The organism is Acinetobacter sp. ANC_7504, assembly GCF_056779995.1.
This window is the reverse complement of the sequence record NZ_JBWYIZ010000007.1, coordinates 62,155-81,963: the sequence shown is the minus strand read 5'-3', so window position 1 is coordinate 81,963 and position 19,809 is coordinate 62,155. Positions and strand designations below refer to the sequence as shown.

The following is a 19,809-nucleotide window of genomic DNA, read 5'->3' as shown; positions in this document are numbered from 1 at the left end:
ACCTTTTTTTGATAATCACTTTTAGGCTTGTTTTGCTTGAATTGAATCTAATCGTTTTAACACTTCAGCCACTGCTACCATTGCAAAACTTGATGTCACCACCACGGCTGAACCATAACCACCACATCTTAACCCAGCACTCGCACAAATATCAGCATTCGAAAAAGGATTATCCACCGAATAAATACAGGTGATACCGAACTTCTCTTTCGGCTTTTTACAGATACCTTTTGAGCGTAACTGACTTCTTAATTTTGCCAGCATCGGGTCGTATTCTGTTTTTGACAAATCTGCGACCCGAATTTTGAGTGGATCTAATTTACCACCAGCACCACCAGATACAATCAAAGGGACTTTATTGAAACGACAATGTAGCATCAATGCGAGTTTTGCTTTGACATCATCAATGCAATCCAACACAACATCTGGATTTGAACTCAAAATCTCCGTTACATTTTCAGGCGTTAGATAATCATCAATTAAATTGATTTTTATACGTGGATTGATTTGGCGACAACGCTCTGCCATCACTTCAATTTTTTCATGACCTAATGTTGATGTCATCGCAGGTAACTGACGATTAATATTTGACGCTGCAACAGAATCCATATCAACTAGTGTTAACTCGCCCAAACCTGTTCTAGCCAAAGCTTCGACAGCCCAAGAGCCAACACCGCCAATACCAATCACCATGACATGACTGTTTTCATAATGCTGAAAATTTTCTTCACCATAAATTTTGGCTACACCCGTAAAACGGCGTTCATATTCATCATCATGAACTAAGTCAGTCATATTGCTCTAACACTATTTGGAAAAGGCGTATTTTAGCAAAACTTCGGAGGAATAGAGAGTTTTGAACTCACGACAATTTCAGTTCATTTTTTAGGTTGAGTGCAGACACACTATTCTCCCAAACACGTTGCGCAATATCTTCGATTCTCGTATTTAGACTATGTGCCAAACCTTCTAAAACATAAATTAAATTCTGTGGGGTATTTCGGGTTCGGTGTTCAGTTGAAGTTTGACAACATAATGGCGTCATATCAGGACAATCTGTTTCAATGACCAGATGCTCAATGCCAACATACTGAACTGTTTGGTGTAATTTTTTAGCATTGGGATTGGTAATCTGTCCCGTGATACCTAACTTAAATCCAAGTTGAATAAATGCCTTCGCTTCTTCTATCCCTCCACTGAATGCGTGGGCGATACCACCGTGAACAAATTGCTTTGCTTTTAACAGCCTTAATGCTTCAGCATGAGATTTACGAATATGTAACAGCACAGGAAGCTTAAATTGTTGAGCCAAATCGACTTGTTGCGCAAAAAAATCCTGTTGCTTAGCGAAAACTTCCGACTGCTTATGTTGCTTGAGAAAAGTATCTAAACCAATTTCTCCAACGGCGATGCATTGTTGTACTTCAAGAATTTTTTTTAAATCGTCTAGATGATGAGGCTGATGTTGTTCGATATAAAAAGGATGTAGACCAGGAGCGAGATAACTCCTCGGTGCCTGATCTAAACCATTTAACCAATGGTGTGTTTCAATCAGTGTATGAAAGCGTTGGTGTTGAAACCCGATCAATACAAGGGCATCCACTCCCTTCTGTTTAGCTTGATACGCAAGTTGCTCACGATCGAAGTCAAAAACTTCTACATCAAAGTGCGTATGCGTATCAAACAAACGTGGCATGGGCATGTTATTTTGCTTCACCTGCAGCTTGAGGTACAGCAACTTGAACCGCAGGATGAACAGCTTCCAGCATTTCAGGTTTAATCACACCCTCTAGCTTTTCATAAGGAATCGTGAGTCTTGGCAAACCCACCACATAAGGACCAATTTCATATTCACCGTATTGAAGAATTAAACCCTTTTTACCCAAATAATAGTTATCAGTGAGTTTAAATTTCCAAGCCTCTTCATACTCTTCAACGTTATCTGCTAACTGCGAATCTATGACCCATTTTTTAAATTCTTCATGGGCCAATTGATTTAATTTATTCTTTTGGTCTTTCACTAAAATTTGATCCAGTGACACTTGTTTCTGCTGTTTCAAATCAAAATTAAAGTAAGTTTGTGAAGAAGAACCATGTGCACCTCCTAAATAGTTACTCGTATTCAATACGACGGTTGCAAGTGGTCCTTGTGAATTTAAAATTTTAGGACTAATACTCAAACTAATTTGATGTCCAACCCCCAAGTGCTTTAACTCTTTATCTAAACCCACAAAGTTATCAATATAGGGCTGAATCTGCTCTGCAAGTAACTGCGCTGCAGTTTTATATTCAACAACTTCACTTGCGGCTTGAGTATCTTTGTCTTTAGACAGCGTCTGCTCAGGTTCGAACAACTCTAGCGTTTCTTGTAAATTTTTGATAATCGCTTGATCAATCAAGCCATCTAACACAAATTGATTCGTTCTTAATCGATCAATTGAAATTTCTGGACAATTGTTACCATCACATTCTACCAACCGAACAGGCACTTTTTCAGTTTCACCCTGAAGCATGAGTATCTGAACTTCCGATGCTGCTTGAGTTTGAGTGTCAGGTGACTCTTTAGGCCCGTCCCCTTTTGGCTGACATGCGCTCAGCGTAATTGCGGCAGTAAGTACAGATACAGTCCAAACTATTTTATTTTTTAACATCTCACAACCTTGAGGAGAAACGGTCATTTATCATTGATTTAAGCCTAACCCGATGAAATTGATAGCTCAAGCTTCGTTTGTATGGGTTTAACTGCAATTGTATATGCTACATTACAATATTTGTAATATTTCAAAACATCTTTTGGAAGATCTGCGGCACAACTACTTGCTTAGTTTGAGCATGATTCAAATAGATATCCAATTGCTCACCACCTTTGACAATTTCGTTCGCGCGAATATGAACACCAATCCCTTCACCATCAAAGAACCACTCCTGATTTTTCCAGCTAAGATTCACTGGAGCGATACTTCTCACTTCACTACTCTGGGCCTTTAACCATTTTTGATAGGACAACTGAAGTATTCTTTCAAAATCATTTATTTGGTTCTTTCGAATCACATCCTGCAACTGTAAAACTTTTTTCTGCTTTCGATCCAATACCATAAAGTAACCACGATCTTTAACGATCACTTCAGCTTGTTTTGAGTTTACGATGAATTGTATCAACACATATTGATTTCGTTGGGTGGCGACTTGCGTCAGTATATCCAACTCATAAGGCTGATTCAGTGAAAACTCCTTCATCCATGATTCAGATCGACTTATATAGGTTTCGATGGATTGATCCAAACTCAATTTTTCTTTTTCATTGATTTGATCTTGAATCACAAAAGCCAAATGGTTGTTAAGTTGTTGATTGACCCACTGATCTGCGGTTTTTAGACTTAAAATTTCAATTTTTTCGCAGACCGATTTTGTACAATTTTCGCTCTTTATTTCAACTTGAAACGCGTCATCATTTAAGTAAGGTAACACATCAGCGTTTTTAACTTGGGCAGACTGCCCTGACTTTTGTGTCGTAGACTCTGGTTGTTTTTCACAAGATGCCACCCCAATGACTAAAGTAGCAAGAAGAATACGCAATCGTTTTTTTTGTAAGTTTAGAGTAATCACAAGAATCAACCGAAATTAAAGCATTGGTTATTCTTATACAAAAACAGCTTCACGAGGAAGCTGTTTTACATTTTCAAGCAAAATTAATGTTCACGTGTATTACGGAAAACAATATCAGGATAACGCTCTTGCATTAATTGTAAATTGACACGGCTAGGTGCTAAGTACGTTAAATGCCCACCACCATCAACTGAAAGTTGGTCATGTGCTTTTTTCTTAAATTCATTAAATTTTTTCTCATCTGGACATGAAACCCAACGAACAGTGTTAATGCTCACAGGCTCGTAAATACAATCTACTTTGTATTCTTCTTTTAAACGATAAGCAACAACTTCAAATTGAAGAACACCCACAGCACCGACAATAAGATCATTACTGTTTTGTGGCATAAATACCTGAGTTGCACCTTCCTCTGAAAGCTCTTTTAAACCTTTTTGAAGTTGCTTCGATTTTAAAGGATCTTTTAAACGAACACGACGGAACATTTCAGGAGCAAAGTGAGGAATACCTGTGAATTGCAAGTTTTCACCCGAAGTGAAAGTATCGCCGATTTGAATCGTACCATGGTTGTGTAAACCAATAATGTCGCCTGGCCATGCCTCTTCTAAATGCTGACGATCACCTGCCAAGAAGGTTAATGCATCTGAAATACGCACATCTTTCCCAATACGAACATGCTTCATTTTCAAGCCTTTTTCATATTTGCCTGAGCAGATACGCATGAAAGCAATACGATCGCGGTGTTTAGGGTCCATATTGGCTTGAATTTTAAAGACAAAACCAGAGAAACCCTCTTCAGTCGCTTCAACTTTACGGTCTTGGGTAGGATGTGCTTTTGGTGGTGGTGCATATTCACTAAATGCATTTAAGACATGGTCTACACCAAAGTTACCCAACGCTGTACCAAACAATACTGGAGTTTGACGCCCTGCTAAGAATTCTTCACGATCAAGCGGTTCATTTGCCATTTGAACTAATTCTAGTGACTCTTCAAATGTAGCCCAAGCTAATTCACCGACTTTTTCACGAAGGTCAGCATGGTCATAACCATCACGAATTTCAATATCTGTAATGGTTGAACCAAAACCTGCTTTATAGACATAGAATTTTTCTTCGATCAGATTAAAAACACCCGCGAAGTCACGGCCTGTACCTAAAGGCCAAGTTAAAGGTACGCATTTAATTTTCAGGACATTTTCGATTTCGTCGAGGAGCTCAAGCGGCTCACGGATTTCACGGTCCATTTTGTTGACGAATGAAATAATTGGTGTGTCACGCATACGACACACGTCCATTAACTTAATAGTACGATCTTCGACACCTTTCGCACCATCAATCACCATCAACGCTGAGTCTACGGCTGTAAGGGTACGATATGTATCTTCAGAGAAATCTTCATGCCCCGGTGTATCGAGCAGGTTGATCATTTTGTCTTTATAAGGGAACTGCATCACAGAGGTCGTGATCGAGATACCACGCTCTTTTTCCATTTCCATCCAATCTGATGTCGCAGCACGGTCAGATTTACGGCTTTTTACCATACCTGCAACTTGGATCGCTTGCCCCCACAACAATAACTTTTCCGTCATTGTGGTTTTACCCGCATCGGGGTGGGAAATAATGGCAAATGTACGTCGCTGAGCAACTTGCTCCGCTAACTCTTGCTTAAAGCTCATGAATAACACCTACTGCAGACATGCAGTTTAGAAGATCAAAAAAGATCAAAATAAAAATTGGCGATATTGTAGCAGATCAATACCGAATGTGAATGTGATGAATCAGAAACTGACCAGAAGTTAATAGTTCTTAAATGTGCTTTCTAAACGATCCACAGGTAATGGCATACCCAATAAATAGCCTTGTAATTGTTGACAACCTAAACGTTTTAAGATATCGGCTTGTTTTTGAGTTTCAACGCCTTCAGCTGTCACCACCAAACCTAAACGTTTAGCCAATACAATAATACTTTCTAAGATAATTTCATCTTTAGTATTGGGTGAAAGATTTCGAATAAATTCACGGTCAATTTTAAGCTCATCTACCGGGAGATTCTTTAAATATAAGAAGCTAGAATGACCAGTTCCAAAATCATCAATCGCAAGCCCAATCCCCAAATTACGTAGGCTCTCAAAAGTACGAATACTGACATCGATATGATGCATTGCTGTCGATTCAGTAATCTCAATAATTAAATGGGCTGGATCGATCTGGTATTGCGTGATTAAACATCTTAATGTATCTACCAGCGCTTTATGTTCAAATTGTACAGCTGATAAATTTACAGCGATCGGACAGAAAGGCAATTTCTTTTTTTGCCAAGCTTGAATCTGTATACACGCTTGTTCAAGAGCCCAGTAGCCCATTTTAATAATAAGACCTGTTTGCTCCGCACCCTCAATAAACATATTTGGTGCTAGAAGTCCTAGACTTGGATGCTTCCAACGAATTAAAGCTTCAACGCCACAAATTTTAAAATCTGCTGTGAATTTCGGCTGATAAAATAAAATGAATTGTTGTTCTTCAACAGCACGATACAAATCATTAATAAGTTTTGATTGGCTACGTGCGATTTCTTGTTGATCTAATGAATAGTTAAACACACTGTAAGTATTGCGACCTTGCTCTTTGGACATCAGCATTGCAGCATCAGCATTCACCAACAAATCATGTAAATCAGCACCATGATCTGGATAATAGACCACACCTAAACTTGCTGAGATATTGATTTCCTTCCCAGAAATCACAAAGCCTTCTTGGATTTTACTCAATACTAGATTGGCAACTTGATCAATTTGGTCTGTAGAAAAGTCTTCAACAACCAATAAAAACTCATCACCACCAATACGAATTAATTTTTGGTTTTTTTCGAGTAATGCATGAAGTCGATGTGCTAAATTCACTAAAAGCTGATCACCAATATGATGTCCAAAAGCATCATTTACTGCCTTGAAACGATCTAAATCAATATAAATGAATGCAACTTTATGATCTTTAGATTGGTGTAGTGAAAATAATGAAGTGGTGTAATCAAGCAAAAAAAGTCGATTTGGAAGTTTGGTCAAATTATCTTGAAGGGCAAGGCTTTCCAATTCCTTATTCATTTTGATTAATTGTTGATTTCGCTCTTCAAGTCGTAATTCTAAAATAGCGACAAAAAAACTGACCACTAAAACCAAGCAGGTGACAAATATAATGACAAAAAGTAATAAACCTTGACCTTCATGGAGTTGATTCAATGCTGCATATTTGGCATCCACGGGTTGGAAAGTCGCAGCCGCCATACCAATATAATGCATTCCCACAATACTAAAAGCGATCATGAATGCCACGGCAAGCTTGAAAGCCAATTTATTGTGATAGGTACGCTTATATTTAAACATCAGCCAGAATGACAATCCTGAACCACATACAGCAATCAGTACAGAAAAAATCACCAAAATGGTGTCATAACGAATAATGTAGTTGGGAACGATCAATCCCGCCATTCCAGTATAGTGCATACCTGAAATACCGAAACCCATCAGAAGTGCACCCAAAACCAATCTAGCCAAAGGAAGTGTAGATCTAGTCGTGAGCCATATGGCAAAAATTGAAGCGAGAGCTGCGATCACATAAGAGAATAGCGTTAAACCTATATCGAAACTATGATCTTCGGGTAAATGACAAGCCAGCATTCCAACAAAATGCATGACCCAAATCGCAAGACCAAATATCATGCCACTTACACCGAGCAGCACTTTTTGACCAACTGGGTTTTTGTGGGTACTAATGAGTTGTTCAAATGAAATAGCAATAAAGCAGACGATCACTGCCGCCACAGCAGAACCCGCCACCATTGCATAATCGTAACTCATATGAATCATATAGAGACTTATCCGTACCTGAACCTGTTTTTATTTTATTTAAACCCCAAAAGTACAGCAAATAAATGTAAGAAGGTTCAACTTTTTAATGAGCATTTGTCGCCTACAACAATATCACCATCTCATTGAACGTCAAGTTGTTTTTCGGCGATATCCATAAAAAATGGCGTATCGAAATACGCCATTTTTTAAGTAAAACTTAACAATAAATATTTTTATTTTTGCAAGGCAATGTAATCGAGCAAGATATGAGCTGATTCAGTGACAAATGCCTCTTCTTCAGGTAAAGGTGGGCGTTGATTAGTTTTCATCTTAGCACGCGATTCAGCCAAAGCTTCCATCGATGCCTGATAACTTTCCCAATTTGGATAAGCAGTTTTACCCATTGCTATACGGCGTTTATTTTCTTCTGCCAACGTTTCTTTTTCCAAAGCGATGAGTTCAGCTTTACGTTGATCGATATCCAACACGATTTGTTTATTCTCTTTAGCTTTCTGCGAAATCGCTTTACGCGCTTCTAAATACTTAAATTGAATATCATTCGCAACACGCTGTTTTGAATGAGCAGCTAATTTTGGTACAAAGGCTTGCACTTCTCCCTCACGTTTGAAAGGAGCTGTAGGGATGGTATCCCACTCTAAAGCATTCTTAGCTTTACGCTCCCCAAACTCTTCATCGTAGATATCAACCAATTGAATATCAGGCACAACCCCTTTATTTTGTGTGCTTCCACCAGTAACACGGTAAAACTTTCGTTGCGTCAATGTCGCTTGACCATACGCTAAGCTGTCCAATTGAACTTGAGCTGTACCCTTACCTGTCGTAGTACTTCCAATCACAATCCCACGACCATAATCCTGCACAGCAGCTGAATAGATTTCACTTGCTGATGCAGAAGCCAGATTCACCATGACAGCCAATGGACCTGCGTAGGTTTGAGCGCCTCCATCACGATCTTCGAAGACACTGACGTTACCATTCCCATCCCGAATTTGAACCACTGGACCAGATTTAATCACTTGCCCAATCATTTTTGCCACTTCTTCGAGTGAACCGCCAGGGTTATTACGAAGATCGACGATAATGCCATCGACATTTTGCGCAGCTAAACTTTTCAATGCATTATTGGTATCTTCAGATACTGAACGATAGCTTTCACCAGCACGACGGGCACGGTAGTTGTAATAGAACGATGGAATTTCGACTACCCCAACTTTATGTTTCTTGCCATCTCGTACAATTTCTACTGTTCTTGAACGTACACCTGCATCCTCTTCTTGAATCACATCACGTACGATAGTTACGGTACGTGCCTGACTCATAGATGCTCCAGGTCCGAGCAATTTAATGGTGACTTTAGTCCCACGCTTACCTCGGATCAATCCAACGATTTCAGAACTGGTCCATCCAATGACGTCGACCATTTTGTCACCGTCTTGCGCGACACCAATAATACGATCACCAGACTTGACCTGTCCCGTCTTAAACGCAGGACCACCATCTACGATCGTCTCGATACGCGTATAGTCTTCATTCCCGCGTTCTGGACGGATCGACACACCAATCCCCTCAAGCTGCAATGTGGTCTGACGATTTAACTCAATCGCATCGATTGGTGGGAAATAATTACTGTGCGGGTCATAAGTCGCTAACATAGCATTGAGCGTTTTTTCTAAAACGTCATCGCTTTTTGTACGCTTCATACGTTCTAATTGACGCATATAGCGCTTGGTCAAAGTCTGAACTGGCGTTAAATCTTCAGCTGAAGTGAGATCTTGCCCTGCTGCTAAAGAAGGATCATCTTTCAGCGCTTTTTGCTTAGCCAAATCTTCTTCTTTAGCAATCGTTAAATTGATTAACTGAGACACCAGCATTTTGCGCCATTGATTTTCTTGCTCAGCTTTATTTTTGAAAAATGGAGCCTTTTCACGATCAGACTCGATAAACACATTAGGTTGATTTAGGTTTTGCGGTTTTTTTAACTCCGCCAACATAAACTCATAGAATGACTTTAAACGATCACGATATTGAGCGTGAATGGCATAAGGTCCTTCAAGGTTACCCGCTTTGAGCGCGGCTCCAAAAGTTGGTCCGTATTTTTTCTTATAGTTTGCCACTTCATCTGCCAAGAAAAGGCTATGGTCAGGATCAAGACTATCAATATACATATCAAAAATACGTTGTGAGGTCGTAGCATCTAAACGCATATTTAAATAGTGCTGACGATCCACCAAAGTTGCTAATTGTCTTGAAACTAAAGCTTGTTCTTGTGTGGGCTTTATATTCTGAACCTGTTGAACCGCTGGTTCATTCGCTGCGATCGCAACATTAATTGTATGACCAAAAAATAAACCACCAGTGGCAATGGCTACCGCGCAAGCGATTGTTTGAAGTTTCATAACGAATTTGTCTTTCCTTGGATAAACCAAATTTACACTATTGTTTTCAGATAGAAATATTAATATTCAAAACCTTAAACAACTTTTTTATTTCTGCCGTATAGTTTTATCATAATCTGTACGGAGAAAATGTAGCAAATCATTGCAAAATTCGGGTATTGTTTTCTCTTTTAAAATTAGAATCACGGATTCCACTATGATTGGCGCATTGATGCTTGATATTGAGGGCACAACACTTAATCAAGAAGATATTCAACTCCTACAATCTCCACAAGTTGGTGGAGTCATTTTGTTTGGAAGAAATATTGAATCACCTCAACAAGTTCGCGCCTTAACGGATCATATGCGCCAAGTTCGTCCCGATATTTTAATTGCAGTCGATCAAGAAGGCGGACGCGTACAACGTTTAAAACAAGGCTTCTCTCTCCTTCCTGCTATGGGACGTTTCGGTGAGCTGTATCTAAGACAGCCAGAACGCGCAATTGAATTGGCTGAACAATGCGGCTGGCTCATGGCTACCGAAGTTCTTGCAGTCGGGATCGACTTTAGCTTTGCACCTGTATTAGACCTTAACGACATCAGCGATGTTATTGGTGATCGTGCTTTTGCTAAGAATATCTCAGATATCATCCCTTTAGCCCAAGCCTTTATGCAAGGTATGAAACGCGCAGGCATGGCAACCACGGGGAAACACTTCCCTGGCCATGGCTCGGTTAAAGCAGATTCACATATTGCTGCAGCTGTGGATACACGAAGTTATGCTGAAATTGAAGCTCAAGATATGCAAAGCTTTATTCAACTCCAACCTCAACTTGACGCACTCATGCCAGCACATGTGATTTATGAAAAAGTAGATCCAAATCCTGCTGGTTTTTCTCAGTATTGGGTTCAAAAAGTACTTCGTGAAACACTTCAGTTCGATGGTGTCTTGTTTTCTGATGACTTAAGTATGCAAGCAGCTTGTGTTGCAGGTGGTGCAGATGCTCGCATCAAAGCCGCGCTTGAAGCTGGCTGTGATATGGGCTTAGTCTGCAATAATCGGGAATCTGCATGTGTCGCGCTCAGTGCCATAGAGAATTATCCATTGCCGAACCAAGAACGCTTAGAGCGTATGCGCGGTAAGATTCAAGAGATTCGCATTGGTGAACAACTTGACTTAGGCAACGAATGGAGATCTGTCAAAAAGGTCATTGAAGATTTTAGACAATCATTTTAATAATAAAGGGAGCATCTAAATGCTCCCTTTATCTTGACCAATCCAATAATAATCATAGCTAAGGATGTGTATGTCTCAATCAAAACAATCAAAGCACCGTCATATTTCGTTTACTGCTCACTACACTGGCTATATTTGGTACCAAATGGGTATCTCTCACGAAGCATTTGCGACTTCGAAAGGTAAAGCGTTGGCGCAATTCGCTCACCCTTTTGAAAGTATGGCTGAGAAGTTTATCGGTGGAAGTATGCGTTCAACTCTGAAGACACGACATACATTATTAGACGACCATTTAAAATTATTAATCAAACAATATCCAAACCTGCAAATTTTAGAAATTGCAGCGGGACTTTCACCTCGTGGTTGGTGGTTTAGATCTCATTATCCCGAAATAGATTATCGCGAATTAGATTTACCAGACATGGCTGCCACAAAACAATCCGCTTTGAATAAAATCGATCCCGAAAGCCCTAAAGTTTTATCAGCAGACTTATTCACGGATGATTTCAAAACAGCTTTTGACGAATTCGACCCAACACGACCGCTAGTGATTATCAGTGAAGGATTAATCAATTATTTTAATCAAGATTTACTCAAACAATTGCTGAATTCGATTGTGCGTTTTGGTCAACCATTCCAAACGCTTCATTATTTAACTGACCTTTATCCCGAGCCTGTGCAACATAAACTGGCTAACTTAATTTGGTCGAGCAGCAAATTACTCAAATACGCTTCAAGAAGTGCATTTACCTTCCACTTTAAAGACGCTTTAGAGGTACAGCACTTTTTTAAACTGTCAGGTTTTACTGAAGTTGAAGTCATTCAACCTCAACTGTATTTTGAAAAAAAGAATCAAAATATGGATACAGATCAGCATCTTGGTGATCTAGTATGGATGATTCATGCAATAAAATAATGATTCGTTCGTAGCAATATTACGAAGTATCTATTTTTTGATTCAAATGAATTCAATGACAGCCTAATCCACGCTGTCATTGTGTTTATGGGTATCTATAAATTGAAGTAAGCGATCAGCCACTTCAAAATAACCATGCTTGAATAATGCTCTTACTTCATTGCCAATAAAATCGAATATTAAACATTCGACAGCAAAATGTCCTTGCTCATCCTCAAATTCAATTGCAAAACTTCGAGCATCTTCCTGTAAGACTTCAACCTGAGATGGATCATCCAAAAAGAATGATACACCAAAGTAATTCAGGTCTTTAATTTCAACTTCAAAACGTTGTGCATTTGTTTGATGAATTAAAACAGAATGTGCATTTTTAAGGGCAAATCGAACTTCCCCTCTGCGATCCAATGATTGCATTTGGTCTTTATCTAAATAAATGATCCCATCTAGATTATGAATGGATTCGCCTTTTAAGAAACTGGTAAAAAGATTCATGGTTTCTTTTCGGCGTTGCAGTTGAGGCACATGATCCGCATTTGCAATCATTGCAAACTCAACATCAGGACATTGCAAGGCAAAATTCGCATTCTCAAATGGCAAAGTAAAACTATCGAATTGACCACATGCTACTAATGTTTTACACATCGGAATTGGAACATGGGAAAGACGCAATAAACGATTACAGTTGATTTCATATCGCTCACGCTCAGCGATATCAAACTCAGACATCTGCTTATAAAAAAGTCGTTTAGCTGTTGGAGACATGCGCGTTTGATCTAATTTTGCATGATTCACCAAATACAAAATGACAGCCTGACCAAACTCATCCATACGTTGCTCTTGCATCAATATTAATGACTCTTCAAGCAACATACGCCAGCTTTTACGCGTCTTCTGCATGACGCCCATCAGAATTAATCGATCTACCAGTTCTGGACGATAATGAGCAAAACAGGAAGCAACCACAGAGCCTAATGACATCCCCATAACAGAGACTTTCTTAATCTCCACCAAATCCAACCATTGACCTAACATTTTTGAAAGCTCTGGTAGCTCTAGAGTACCAGCAGAAATTCCAGTATCACGATTGTGGATTTGTTGATTTGAACCTAAAGATGGTAAGTCGATTAAAATAACAGGTCCTTTCTCGAAGAGCTGTTCAACGCAATATTTATATGAATTAAAATTTTGAAATGCGCCTCCGACAATCAGCGTTGGCGTCTGATGCAGTGTTTCTGGCGATGCGATCGCCATATATTCAATTTTCCACCCATCAATCCATGTGGTTCGTGGCGGCTCTTTAAAACTATTTTTATGGTACAGATCAAAAAAATGAGTGCTGTCTTCAGCTGAATAATCCTCAAGCTCCATTTTTATCATGGAATTCATTCCCTTATCTCCATTTGGCTTTATTGTTTTGTTTTCACAGCCGTTAATTTGATCATACTCTCAATTCGTTATGATTATGCAACATAATTAACATTCATTTCATTTTATACAGATGCATGAAATCTGCGCAATGCAAGAATTCACCTTTTATCTTTTTTAACTGCCGTTAGGTTCTAAAAATAGTTACAAGTTTTATCAACTTAGCTTTTTTCGCTTATAAACATAGATTGTTGTCATCTGCGCTGCTACTATTTGAATGAGATTTTAAAATGATCAGTTAAACTGCTATGCAAGACTCCATCGAACAGTACATGCAAGTCGTCGGTCAGAATGCGCGTGAAGCTTCACGCTTTTTGGCTGGCTCTTCGACTTTTGAACGAAATAATGCTTTGACGGCAATCCATACCGCTTTGGAAGACCATCAAGCTCAAATTCTAGCTGCGAATAAACTAGACATGACTCGTGGTCATGAAAACAATTTAGACAGCGCATTACTCGATCGTTTGGAACTTACACCCACACGCTTCAGTGGAATGTTACAAGGTCTTAAAGATGTCATCAGTTTAATTGATCCCATTGGTGAAATTACTGACCTAGCTTATCGCCCGTCTGGTATTCAGCTTGGAAAAATGCGAGTGCCTTTAGGTGTCGTAGGTATGATTTATGAATCACGTCCTAACGTCACTCTAGAAGCAGCCTCTTTAGCGATTAAGTCTGGCAATGCCATCATTCTTCGCGGTGGTTCAGAGGCATTAGAGTCAAACAAAGCCATTGCTACCGCAATTCAAAAAGGTTTAGAGCAAGCTGGTGTACCAGTTAACGCAGTCCAAGTTGTCAATACAGCAGATCGTGCTGCAGTTGGGCAATTGATTACCCTCTCTGAGTATGTTGACGTTATTGTTCCACGTGGTGGCAAAGGCTTAATTGAACGTATTACACGTGAAGCGACTATTCCTGTAATCAAACATCTTGATGGTAACTGTCACGTCTTCGTTGAGGCCCAAGCAGATCTACAAAAAGCATTGCCAATTGCGTTAAATGCAAAAACTCATCGCTATGGCGTATGTAATGCCATGGAAACGCTGCTGGTTGATGAAAAAGTTGCTGATGACTTTCTGCCTCGCATTGCTGAACTTTATGCTGAAAAACAAGTTGAGTTGCGTGGTTGCTTGAAAGTCAAAGCAATTTTAGGTGAACAGATTAAAACTGCGACCGAAGAAGACTGGTATGAGGAATATCTAGGACCTATTTTAGCGGTTAAAGTAGTCAGTGGCGTTGAAGAAGCAATTTTGCATATCAATAAATACGGATCGCATCACACTGATTCGATTATTACTGAAAACTTTAGCACGGCCCGAAAATTCCTTACTCGCGTCGATTCAAGTTCGGTCATGGTTAATGCCTCTACTCGTTTTGCTGATGGTTTTGAATATGGTTTAGGTGCTGAAATCGGCATTTCAACAGATAAAATTCATGCCAGAGGTCCAGTCGGATTAGAAGGACTCACCTCACAAAAATGGATTGTTTTAGGCGATGGCCAAATCCGTCAATAAATCTAACTTAAAAAAACAAAGCCCTTTGAGTAAAGGGCTTTGTTTTTGAGTGATTCAACTCATCATAACGAAATAAAAAACGTATAAATTAAATCAATTACAAAGCAGAAGTGGTATATAAAAAATACAATACATGCTATGTTTTACACATACAATTTAATTAAAACATAACCATTATTTATTTTATAAATGAATAAAGAAAGACTATAAATTTTAATTATTATTGCCTTAGTGGTCGATAGTGCTTAAGTCTAATCACCTAAAGTCTATCTAGGACAATAAAAAAACGCATGTTACAAATGCTTCACGATCAAGAAATAACATTTTTTGTTCATTTGGAAGAAAACAAACGAAATATTAAAATTGCCAGTAAAGGAACACACCATGCCCCATTCAGTTCTTATCATCAATTGCGGTTCTTCTTCGATCAAGTTTGCATTATTACTTAAAGATCAAGATTTCCGAATTCATGGTCTTGCTGAAAACTTAGGTACGCCAGAAGCGCGCATCAAAGGCGTGACTATAGGCAACGAACCAGTTGATATTCGTATTCCAAATGCAGACCACAAAGAAGCTCTTGAAGTTGGATTATCTCGCTTAGCGAATCACAAGCCTGATGCCATTGGTCATCGTATTGTACATGGTGGTTCTTTAACTCAAGCAGAGTTAATCACCGATGAAATTATTGAAAAAATCCGTGAAGCAACACCTTTAGCTCCATTACATAATCCTGCACATCTCGTTGGGATCGAAGCGACTAAACGTTTGTTCCCAGACTTACCGCAAGTTGCAGTGTTTGATACAGCGTTCCATCAAACAATGCCAGCGCATGCCTATCGTTATGCGGTACCAAAATTTTTATACACTGAACATAATGTTCGTCGCTATGGATTCCACGGCACAAGCCATGCCTATGTATCAGATCGTGGCTCTGAGCTTGCTGGTAGTTTCCGTGAAGGTGGTTGGCTCACCGCTCATTTAGGCAATGGTAGTTCTACTTGTGCAATTTGGAATGGTAAAAGTGTTGATACCTCTATGGGATTAACGCCACTCGAAGGTTTAGTGATGGGTACCCGTAGTGGTGATGTAGATCCAAGTTTACATAATTTTTTAGCCAAAAACCTAGGATGGGACATTTACAAAATTGACAGAATGCTCAATAGCCAATCTGGTTTATTAGGACTTTCAAACCTGTCAAACGATATGCGAACACTTATCGAAGCTTCAGAAGAAGGCAATGAAGATGCTGCACTTGCTATTGAAGTATTCTGCTATCGTCTTGCTAAATCATTAGCAGCACTCAGCTGTGGTTTACCTCGTCTTGATGGCTTATTCTTCACAGGTGGTATTGGTGAAAACTCAGCATTTATTCGTGAAAAAACATTATCTTATTTGCCACATTTTGGTTTTAACTTTAGCAAAGAAAAAAATAACCAATTAGCTCGCGGTACTGAAGGTCGTATTGATAATGGTACTGGTCCGCAAATTTGGGTCATTCCTACAGATGAAGAAGGACGTATTGCACAAGAAACAGAACATGTGGTGAATCAAATCGGAGATGTGAATTCATCTGAAAAAAAGTCTGAACTTGAAACCGCGACTGCTTAAGTAGTCGCCCGCTCAGACATATTTACATATTTCTTTTTTATTTTTAGATATAGATTTTGATGATATGAAAACAATTGTACTTGTTCCAACTGGTGAAGGTGTAGGTCTGACATCAGCGTGTTTAGGCTTAATTTATGCACTTGAGTGTCAAGGTGTAAAAGCTGGTTTTGTTAAGCCATTTTCACAAGAAGTACATGCTGAAAATTTCGATCGCACCACAGCGTTATTCCGCCATGTTTCTCAGAACGAAACAGTTGAACCAATCTCATATCAAAATGTAGTTCAGCAATTAAATGCTGATGAAAGTGATGAGTTATTAGAAGAAGCTGTTCGTTTACATCGTCAAATTGCTAAAAAACATGATCTTATTATTGTGGAAGGGTTAGTTCCAAATAGTCGTGATAGTTTTGCATCTGAACTGAATGCTCAACTTGCTCAAGCACTAGATGCGAAAGTCATCATTGTGAGCAATGCTGATATCAAACAACCAGCCTATACTGCAGAAAAAGTAGAAACCCAATTACGTAATTTTGGTGGAGCAAACAGCAACCGAACAGCTGGTGTGCTTTTCATGCGAACCAAAGGTCTGTCCGAGGAGTCTGCACAGATTCCAGTGACCATTGATCCAAGTCTGCGTCTGACACAAGAGACTCAACAATTTGTTGGGGAAATTCAAAAAACACATCCACTGATTGGTTCCGAACAACTTCCTGTTATTGCATTAGTACCATTTAGTAATACTTTAAGTGTGCCGCGAATGTCTGATATCGCGCAACATATTCAAGCAGAATGGATTAACTTAGGTGAGGCTGCACAACGACGTGTTCTGCATAGTAGCCTGATCGCTTCAAATATCGAGCGCGAACTGCACAAATTCACGGCAGGCGAACTGATTATTAGCGCATCAGATCGTATTGATGTCTTACTTGCAAGTAGTTTAGCAAGCAGCAATGGTATCCCTCTTGCTGGTTTAGTATTGACTGAACATTATGCACCTAATCAACAAGTACTGGCTTTCTGCCAAGCTGCGATAAAACAGGGCTTACCTATTTTACACACACCATTGAGCACCTTTGAAACGGCAACCCAACTGGCTAATTTAAGTAATGAAATTCCTGTAGATGATACTGCTCGCGCTGAACAAGTCACTCGATTTGTATCTAGCCATATTGATGCGGATTGGGTAACGCAGTTGCTGAATGGTTCATACCAACCACGTCTTTCTCCATCTGCATTCCGTCATGAGTTGGTACAAAAATCAATTGCAGCGAAGAAAAGAATTGTTCTTCCTGAAGGTGATGAACCTCGTACGATTCAAGCAGCCGCGATCTGCCAATCACGTGGTATTGCTCACTGTATCTTACTGGCAAAACCAGAAGCAGTTTTAGATGTAGCCAAAGCTCGAGGGATTGAATTACCTGATGATTTAGAAATCATTGATCCAGACCTCATCCGCGACAATTATATTGCGCAAATGGTAGAGTTGCGTAAAGGCAAGTTAAATGAACTGCAAGCGAAAGAACAGTTACAAGATACAGTGGTTCTTGGAACGATGATGTTAGCACTAGATCAAGTGGATGGATTAGTTTCAGGTGCAGTTCATACCACAGCCAATACAGTTCGCCCTGCATTTCAGTTGATTAAAACGGCACCTGATTACTCTTTAGTTTCGTCTGTTTTCTTTATGTTACTACCAGATGAAGTGTATGTTTATGGTGACTGTGCAATCAATCCAGATCCTAATGCAGAGCAACTTGCTGAAATCGCGATTCAATCTGCCGATTCAGCAAAAGCGTTTGGTATTGATCCACGTATTGCCATGATTTCATATTCAACAGGAACATCTGGCACAGGTGCTGATGTTGAAAAAGTTGCTGAAGCAACACGCATCGCAAAAGAACGTCGTCCAGATTTATTGATTGATGGACCCCTTCAATATGATGCTGCCTCTGTAGAAAGTGTAGGTCGCTCTAAAGCACCTGACTCTCAAGTGGCGGGTCGTGCCAATGTGTTTATTTTCCCTGACTTAAATACTGGTAATACCACCTATAAAGCAGTTCAACGCTCTGCCAATGTGGTCAGTGTCGGTCCAATGCTCCAAGGTTTAAACAAACCTGTAAACGATTTATCTCGTGGTGCATTGGTCGATGATATTGTCTTTACCATTGCTTTAACAGCGATTCAAGCTGAGCAACAAGCCCAATAATTTGATTTGCATATGAGTTACCATCCTCGCGAAAGTGAGGATGGTTTTTTCAATAAGTCCCTTAGAACACTCAGATCTATGATTAACTCCTACGTGTTGTAACTTAGAATCATGAGGTTAACTAAAGACTTATATAAAAAAACAAGAACTCTTAAAGAGTTCTTGTTTTTTTATAATAATTAAAATTAATTCTGAATAAATTCAAGAAGGTCAGGATTAATCACGTCAGGATTAATAGTGAGCATCCCATGTGAATAACCTGGATAAATCTTTAAAGTTCCATTTTGTACCAATTCAGCCGATAACTTTCCTGAAATATCAAGAGGAACAATTTGGTCATCATCACCATGTAAAACTAATACTGGCACCGAAATTTTCTTAAGGTCTTCTCTAAAATCAGTTTGGGAGAAAGCCACAATCCCATCATAGTGTGCTTTAGCAGAACCCATCATCCCTTGTCTCCACCAATTTTGAATCACTGGTTCAGACGGCTTCGCATTCGGACGATTAAAGCCATAAAATGGACCTTCAGGTACAGCACGATAGAATTCAGCTCGATTTTTAAATAACTGAGCCTGCATATCATCAAAAACAGCTTTCGGCAATCCATTTGGATTATCTTCAGTTTTCACCATATAAGGTGGTACAGAGCTCACAAGAACAGCTTTAGAGACACGTTCCTCACCATATCTTGCTATATAGTGTGCAACCTCTCCACCGCCTGTTGAATGACCAATATGAATCGCCTTTTTAATGCCCAAATGCTCTACAACAGCCGCAACATCATCAGCATAATGATCCATATCATGACCTTCAGACACTTGAGAAGATCGTCCATGACCACGGCGGTCATGCGCCACTACACGGTAACCTTTGTCTAAAAAGTAAAGTATTTGCGCATCCCAATCATCTGAACTTAAAGGCCACCCATGATGAAAAAAAAGAACCTCACCGTCACGTGATCCCCAATCTTTATAAAAAATTTCAACACCGTCTTTAGTCTTTACATAACTCATTTTCAACTCCTTAAATTGGTTGAATAATAATTGAATATGA

The 19,809-nt window shown here is 39.4% G+C and carries 14 protein-coding genes; 5 read left to right on the top strand and 9 right to left on the bottom strand.

Translation table 11 applies throughout. From position 1 onward, the window contains the following. Nucleotides 1-21 precede the first annotated feature (21 nt). The 7 genes from AC1M9F_RS09100 to AC1M9F_RS09070 all read right to left on the bottom strand — a co-directional run bounded on the left by AC1M9F_RS09100 (nt 22) and on the right by AC1M9F_RS09070 (nt 9,868). The gene (locus AC1M9F_RS09100; protein ID WP_481593314.1) at nt 22-795 is read right to left on the bottom strand and encodes a tRNA threonylcarbamoyladenosine dehydratase; all 774 of its coding nucleotides are present in this window, start codon (nt 793-795) and stop codon (nt 22-24) included. 67 nt (nt 796-862) lie between these two features. Next, nucleotides 863-1,696: a TatD family hydrolase gene (locus AC1M9F_RS09095; protein WP_481597633.1), complete on the bottom strand. Its 834-nt coding sequence runs from the start codon at nt 1,694-1,696 to the stop codon at nt 863-865. 7 nt (nt 1,697-1,703) lie between these two features. After that, nucleotides 1,704-2,651, bottom strand: coding sequence for an RsiV family protein (locus AC1M9F_RS09090; RefSeq protein WP_481597606.1), 948 nt, complete (start codon nt 2,649-2,651; stop codon nt 1,704-1,706). A gap of 130 nt (nt 2,652-2,781) precedes the next feature. Next, entirely contained in the window at nt 2,782-3,606 is an 825-nt protein-coding gene (locus AC1M9F_RS09085) for a hypothetical protein (RefSeq protein WP_481597605.1), read from the bottom strand. An 83-nt stretch (nt 3,607-3,689) separates the two neighbouring features. Next, entirely contained in the window at nt 3,690-5,282 is a 1,593-nt protein-coding gene (locus tag AC1M9F_RS09080) for a peptide chain release factor 3 (protein ID WP_481597604.1), read from the bottom strand. Nucleotides 5,283-5,402: 120 nt separating this feature from the next. Next, nucleotides 5,403-7,469: a putative bifunctional diguanylate cyclase/phosphodiesterase gene (locus AC1M9F_RS09075; RefSeq protein ID WP_035265296.1), complete on the bottom strand. Its 2,067-nt coding sequence runs from the start codon at nt 7,467-7,469 to the stop codon at nt 5,403-5,405. A gap of 215 nt (nt 7,470-7,684) precedes the next feature. Next, nucleotides 7,685-9,868, bottom strand: a complete 2,184-nt coding sequence (locus AC1M9F_RS09070; protein ID WP_035265294.1) for a carboxy terminal-processing peptidase — start codon at nt 9,866-9,868, stop codon at nt 7,685-7,687. Nucleotides 9,869-10,064: 196 nt separating this feature from the next. On the opposite strand from AC1M9F_RS09070, the gene nagZ reads away from it, so the two are divergent. Next, entirely contained in the window at nt 10,065-11,084 is a 1,020-nt protein-coding gene (gene nagZ / locus AC1M9F_RS09065) for a beta-N-acetylhexosaminidase (RefSeq protein WP_481597603.1), read from the top strand. 70 nt (nt 11,085-11,154) lie between these two features. Further along, nucleotides 11,155-12,000, top strand: coding sequence for a class I SAM-dependent methyltransferase (locus AC1M9F_RS09060; RefSeq protein WP_481597602.1), 846 nt, complete (start codon nt 11,155-11,157; stop codon nt 11,998-12,000). A gap of 63 nt (nt 12,001-12,063) precedes the next feature. On the opposite strand, the gene AC1M9F_RS09055 is transcribed toward AC1M9F_RS09060, so the two are convergent. Further along, a complete protein-coding gene (locus AC1M9F_RS09055; RefSeq protein ID WP_481597601.1) occupies nt 12,064-13,386 on the bottom strand; it encodes an alpha/beta fold hydrolase in 1,323 nt (440 codons plus the stop codon). Nucleotides 13,387-13,673: 287 nt separating this feature from the next. Between AC1M9F_RS09055 and AC1M9F_RS09050 the strand changes: the two genes are divergently transcribed. From AC1M9F_RS09050 to pta, 3 genes are all read left to right on the top strand, one after another. Then, a complete protein-coding gene (locus AC1M9F_RS09050; RefSeq protein ID WP_035265287.1) occupies nt 13,674-14,939 on the top strand; it encodes a glutamate-5-semialdehyde dehydrogenase in 1,266 nt (421 codons plus the stop codon). Between the two features lie 384 nt (nt 14,940-15,323). Continuing rightward, on the top strand, nt 15,324-16,547 hold the full coding sequence (locus AC1M9F_RS09045) for an acetate/propionate family kinase (RefSeq protein WP_481591557.1): 1,224 nt from the start codon (nt 15,324-15,326) through the stop codon (nt 16,545-16,547). 64 nt (nt 16,548-16,611) lie between these two features. Next, complete coding sequence (pta, locus tag AC1M9F_RS09040) at nt 16,612-18,753, top strand: phosphate acetyltransferase (RefSeq protein ID WP_481591558.1); 2,142 nt, start codon at nt 16,612-16,614, stop codon at nt 18,751-18,753. A gap of 185 nt (nt 18,754-18,938) precedes the next feature. Here pta and AC1M9F_RS09035 read toward each other — a convergent pair whose 3' ends face one another. Continuing rightward, nucleotides 18,939-19,769, bottom strand: a complete 831-nt coding sequence (locus tag AC1M9F_RS09035; RefSeq protein WP_481597600.1) for an alpha/beta fold hydrolase — start codon at nt 19,767-19,769, stop codon at nt 18,939-18,941. Nucleotides 19,770-19,809: the final 40 nt, after the last annotated feature.

What these genes read in the sequence shown, in the direction of transcription:
- AC1M9F_RS09100 (WP_481593314.1), bottom strand. Translation starts at nt 795, where the DNA reads ATGACTGACTTAGTTCATGATGATGAATATGAACGCCGTTTTACGGGT.
- AC1M9F_RS09095 (WP_481597633.1), bottom strand. Translation starts at nt 1,696, where the DNA reads ATGCCACGTTTGTTTGATACGCATACGCACTTTGATGTAGAAGTTTTT.
- AC1M9F_RS09090 (WP_481597606.1), bottom strand. Translation starts at nt 2,651, where the DNA reads ATGTTAAAAAATAAAATAGTTTGGACTGTATCTGTACTTACTGCCGCA.
- AC1M9F_RS09080 (WP_481597604.1), bottom strand. Translation starts at nt 5,282, where the DNA reads ATGAGCTTTAAGCAAGAGTTAGCGGAGCAAGTTGCTCAGCGACGTACA.
- AC1M9F_RS09075 (WP_035265296.1), bottom strand. Translation starts at nt 7,469, where the DNA reads ATGATTCATATGAGTTACGATTATGCAATGGTGGCGGGTTCTGCTGTG.
- AC1M9F_RS09070 (WP_035265294.1), bottom strand. Translation starts at nt 9,868, where the DNA reads ATGAAACTTCAAACAATCGCTTGCGCGGTAGCCATTGCCACTGGTGGT.
- nagZ (WP_481597603.1), top strand. Translation starts at nt 10,065, where the DNA reads ATGATTGGCGCATTGATGCTTGATATTGAGGGCACAACACTTAATCAA.
- AC1M9F_RS09060 (WP_481597602.1), top strand. Translation starts at nt 11,155, where the DNA reads ATGTCTCAATCAAAACAATCAAAGCACCGTCATATTTCGTTTACTGCT.
- AC1M9F_RS09055 (WP_481597601.1), bottom strand. Translation starts at nt 13,386, where the DNA reads ATGAATTCCATGATAAAAATGGAGCTTGAGGATTATTCAGCTGAAGAC.
- AC1M9F_RS09050 (WP_035265287.1), top strand. Translation starts at nt 13,674, where the DNA reads ATGCAAGACTCCATCGAACAGTACATGCAAGTCGTCGGTCAGAATGCG.
- AC1M9F_RS09045 (WP_481591557.1), top strand. Translation starts at nt 15,324, where the DNA reads ATGCCCCATTCAGTTCTTATCATCAATTGCGGTTCTTCTTCGATCAAG.
- pta (WP_481591558.1), top strand. Translation starts at nt 16,612, where the DNA reads ATGAAAACAATTGTACTTGTTCCAACTGGTGAAGGTGTAGGTCTGACA.
- AC1M9F_RS09035 (WP_481597600.1), bottom strand. Translation starts at nt 19,769, where the DNA reads ATGAGTTATGTAAAGACTAAAGACGGTGTTGAAATTTTTTATAAAGAT.